At 66.3% G+C, this 4292-nt stretch carries 4 protein-coding genes and 2 pseudogenes; 5 read left to right on the plus strand and 1 reads right to left on the minus strand.

What is annotated here, in order from left to right; translation table 11 throughout:
* From EOA33_RS25815 to EOA33_RS25830, 4 genes and pseudogenes are all read left to right on the plus strand, one after another.
* Nucleotides 1-668: pseudogene (locus tag EOA33_RS25815) on the plus strand (phage tail protein); the annotation flags it as partial.
* Between the two features lie 10 nt (nucleotides 669-678).
* Complete coding sequence (locus tag EOA33_RS25820) at nucleotides 679-2253, plus strand: heme biosynthesis protein HemY (RefSeq protein WP_127406923.1); 1575 nt, start codon at nucleotides 679-681, stop codon at nucleotides 2251-2253.
* A 36-nt stretch (nucleotides 2254-2289) separates the two neighbouring features.
* Nucleotides 2290-2769: a TerB family tellurite resistance protein gene (locus tag EOA33_RS25825; protein ID WP_126057520.1), complete on the plus strand. Its 480-nt coding sequence runs from the start codon at nucleotides 2290-2292 to the stop codon at nucleotides 2767-2769.
* A 34-nt stretch (nucleotides 2770-2803) separates the two neighbouring features.
* On the plus strand, nucleotides 2804-3520 hold the full coding sequence (locus EOA33_RS25830; protein ID WP_126057521.1) for a glutamine amidotransferase: 717 nt from the start codon (nucleotides 2804-2806) through the stop codon (nucleotides 3518-3520).
* Nucleotides 3521-3552: 32 nt separating this feature from the next.
* Here EOA33_RS25830 and EOA33_RS25835 read toward each other — a convergent pair whose 3' ends face one another.
* Entirely contained in the window at nucleotides 3553-4158 is a 606-nt protein-coding gene (locus EOA33_RS25835) for a peroxiredoxin-like family protein (protein WP_127406924.1), read from the minus strand.
* Nucleotides 4159-4166: 8 nt separating this feature from the next.
* Between EOA33_RS25835 and EOA33_RS25840 the strand changes: the two are divergent.
* Nucleotides 4167-4292: pseudogene (locus EOA33_RS25840) on the plus strand ((2Fe-2S)-binding protein); the annotation flags it as partial.

Here is a 4292-nt window from a genome sequence, read left to right on the forward strand (position 1 = left end):
GCAGTGCGGCGCCGGTCGATCTCGGGCCGCTCGATGAAAAGCTCGCCGGGCTGGACGCATTGGTGAAATCCGCCGGCGAGGCGGCGAAGGCGCAGGACGGCCGGCTGGCGGCGCTGGAGCAGTCGGTGTCGCAGCTCTCCGGCAAGGTCGAGGCGCAGGCCTCGCAGCCCAAAATCGCGATGGCCATCGCGGCGTCGGCGCTGAAGTCGGCGCTCGATCGCGGGGCGCCGTTCGCCGCCGAACTCGAGACTTTCGCGGCGATTGCGCCCGATGCGCCGGAGATCGCGACGCTGCGCGCCTATGCCGAGAAGGGCGTTTCGACCCGTACGGACATCGCCGCCGAGGTCGATGCCGCCGCCAATGCGATGGTCGCCGCCGCCACGCCTGTCGACCAGAATGCAGGCTTCCTGCAGAACCTGATGTCGAGCGCCGAATCGCTGGTCAAGGTCCGGCCGATCGGCGCCGTCGAAGGCAAGGGCGCGCCGGAGACCGTGGCGCGCTTGGAGGTGGCGGTCAACCAGGGCGACTATGCCAAGGCGCTCAGTGAATATGACACGTTGCCGGAGGCAGTGAAGTCGGCCGGCGCCGATTTTGCCGGCAAGCTGAAGGCGCGGCTCGAGGTCGAAAAGCTGATCGATTCGCTGATTGCCGGCGCGATGAAGGCGTGAGGGAGACCAGATGATCCGCATCCTCATCTTCCTCGCCGTCGTCTTTGCGCTCGGGCTCGGCTTCGCCTGGCTGGCCGATCGTCCCGGCGACATGGTGATCACCTTCAACGGCTATCAGTATCAGGTCAGCCTGATGGTGGCGGCGGTGGCGGTGGTCGCGGTCGTCGCCGCGGTGATGATCCTGTGGTGGCTGGTGAAGTCGCTATGGAACAGCCCTTACACCATCTCGCGCTATTTCCGGGTGCGCCGCCGCGACCGCGGCTACCAGGCGCTGTCGACCGGCATGATCGCCGCCGGCGCCGGCGATGGCGCGCTGGCCCGCAAGAAGACCAAGGAAGCGGCCAAGCTGATCCGCTCCGACCAGGAGCCGCTGATCCATCTCCTGGAGGCGCAGGCCTCGCTGCTGGAAGGTGATCACGAAGGCGCGCGCGAAAAATTCGAGGCGATGCTCGACGATCCCGAGATGCGGCTGCTCGGCCTGCGCGGCCTCTATCTGGAAGCCGAGCGCCTCGGCGACCGCAACGCCGCCAGGCACTATGCCGGGCGCGCCGCGGCCGTGGCGCCGCAGCTTGCGTGGGCCGCCGAATCGACGCTGGAGGAGCTGACCGGGCGCGGCGACTGGGACGGCGCGCTGAAGCTGGTCGAGGCGCAGAAGTCGACACGGCAGATCGAACGCGATGCCGCCAACCGGCGCCGGGCCGTGCTGCTCACCGCCAAGGCTGAGGCGCTGATCGACAGCGACGCCAATGCGGCGAGGACCGCGGCGCTCGAAGCCAACAGACTGGTGCCGGAATTCGCACCGGCGGCGGTCGCCGCCGCCAAGCTGCTGTTCCGGCAGAACGATGTGCGCAAGGGCTCCAGGATCCTCGAAACGGCGTGGCGGGCCGAGCCGCACCCGGAAATCGCCGAGCTCTATACTCATGCCCGTCCTGGCGATGCCGTCGGCGACCGGCTGAACCGGGCGAAGAAGCTGCAGGACCTGAAGAAGAACCATGCGGAGTCGTCGATGGCCGTCGCCCGCGCGGCGCTCGACGCGCAGGACTTCGCCACCGCCCGGCGCGAGGCGGATGCGGCGATCCGCATGGACCGGCGCGAAGGCGCCTATCTGCTTTTGGCCGACATCGAGGAGGCCGAGACCGGCGACCAGGGCAAGGTCAGGCAGCTGCTCTCCAAGGCGGTCAGGGCGCCGCGCGATCCTGCCTGGGTCGCCGACGGCGTCATCTCCGAACGCTGGGTGCCGGTGTCGCCGGTCACCGGCAAGCTCGACGCCTTCGAATGGCGGGCGCCGATGGAGCGTCTCGGCCATCTCATCGACAGCCATGACGAGGCTGCGGAGACCGTCGTGCCGGCGATCGCCGTGTCGCCGGAGTCGGCGAAGGAAAAGACGCTTGACGCCGTTTCGGCGGATGGGTCGGCGGCGTCCGATGCGGATCAGGTCAAACCGGTCACCGCCGCCGCCTTTGCCGCCGTGCCTGACGATGCTGAAGGGGTGGAGCCGGCGGAGGAACTGACGAGGCTGCCCGACGACCCCGGCGTCGACCCGGACGAGGCGGAAAAGGCGCCGCGCCGGTTTCGTTTGTTTTGAGGCCGGGAGCGATCCCGGCGCTATGGGAATGAAGTGATGTTCGAACGCGTCTTGTCCTTCTTGAGGGATCTGCCAGGTGGAGCGGGCGCGCGCGCCAACGCGGACGACCCGCGCGTCGCCGCGTCGGCGCTGCTCTATCACGTGATGAACGCCGACGGCGTGCGCCAGGACGTCGAGTGGGAACGGTTCAAGGCGGTGCTGGCGCAGACCTATTCGATCGGCGGCGAGGAGCTCGATGCGCTGGCGGCCGCCGGCGAGCGCGCCGACAATGAGGCGATCGACCTCTATGCTTTCACCAGCGTGTTGAAACGCCATCTCGACGCCGAGGCGCGCAAGGCTTTCGTCGGCCTGATGTGGGAGATCGTCTATGCCGACGGCGAACTGCACGAGCTGGAGGACAACACGGTGTGGCGCGTCGCCGAGCTGATCGGCGTCGAACGGCGCGACCGCGTCGAGGCGCGCCAAAAGGCGGCGGCCCGGGCGCCGGGGGCACGCGGAACCTCAAGCGATGAATAGTCAGGGCGACGAATAGCCGGGGTCCCGCCTCACGATGCCTCCCAGACCGTGTTCGAGACCAAAGATCCTGATCGTGCTGCATCAGGAGAGTTCGAGCCCCGGCCGCGTCGGCCATATGCTTCTGGAAGAAGGTTTCGATCTCGACATCCGCCGGCCGCCGCTCGGCGATGAATTGCCGGGCACGCTGGACGGCCATGCGGGCGCGGTGGTGTTCGGCGGGCCGATGAGTGCCAATGACGAGGACGATTTCGTCCGCCGCGAGACCAACTGGCTCAACATTCCGCTGAAGGAGAACCGGCCATTGCTCGGCATTTGCCTGGGCGCGCAGATGCTGGTCAACCATCTCGGCGGCAAGGTGGAAGGTCACGGCGAGGGGCTGGTCGAGATCGGCTGGTATCCGCTGAAGGCGACGGAAGCCGGCAGGAAGCTGATGCATTGGCCGGAGATGGTCTACCAGTTCCATCGCGAAGGGTTTTCGCTGCCGAAGGACGCGACGCTCTTGGCGACGGCCGAGACTTATCCTAACCAGGCCTTCCGCTACGGTGACAATGCCTGGGGCATTCAGTTCCACGGCGAGCTGACCCGGGCGATGATGCAGCGCTGGGTGGTGCGCGGCGCGCACCGCTTCGAACTGCCAGGCGCGCAGCCCGGCCGCGACCATCTCGGCGGCCGGCTGATCTGGGACATGCATCTGAAGCGCTGGCTGGGCGAATTCCTGGGGCTGATATTCGGCAAGCCGGCGGTGGGATAAAACCCAATTGCTTTGGGCAGCGGAGCTTGACCTTACCTTCCGATTTGTGACGCTGCCGACATCAGCTCCCGAGTGTTCGGGGCGCCGAATAGGCCGCCATCGAGGACCTCGTTGGAGGCCCAGCGAACGACGCCATCGCGGTCCAGCAGGAACTGGCCGACGAGCTGCCCTATGCCGGTTGCCATCATCTGTTGGTCCGCTTCAGTGATATCGTAGCCGTCTTTCTTGTTCAGATATTCGAGCGCCGCAAACGGGTCCATCGGTTCCGGCATCTCGTCCGGCAATTCGACCCGTATCGACTTCACATCGCTCATCGAAACCTTTTGCGGCCATGCGCTCTCGTCTTCGGTGATTGGCATATTCGGCAACCCAAAGGCGCGGTGTGAAGTCCGCTCCGGATCGGATGCCGCGAGTAGGCCTAGCATCGGATGGTAGCGGAGATAAAGGCGCGCCCGCTCGACAGGTGTGTTTACCACCGTCAGGCTATCGATGCCCTTCGCATTGAGGGCTGGGGTGAGCTGCGAAAGTATGGCGATATGGCGCCTGCAAAAGGGGCAATGCAAGCCTCTATACAGTCCGACCAGCACTGGTTTCTCGCCTCGGAAATCGTCGATGGCGATCTTGCCCTCGCGGGTAATCGCGTCTGCAGCTCATCGTGCCGGCCAAGGTCTATCATGCCATGCGCAAGCGCGGTCGCTGTTGCGGCTGCTTCCCAAATGTGGTGGAAACGATCATTCGGGTCACCGAGCACTACCACGCCCGCTCTGAGGCG

This window comes from Mesorhizobium sp. M4A.F.Ca.ET.050.02.1.1 (genome assembly GCF_003997725.1).
Taxonomy (GTDB): Bacteria; Pseudomonadota; Alphaproteobacteria; order Rhizobiales; family Rhizobiaceae; genus Mesorhizobium.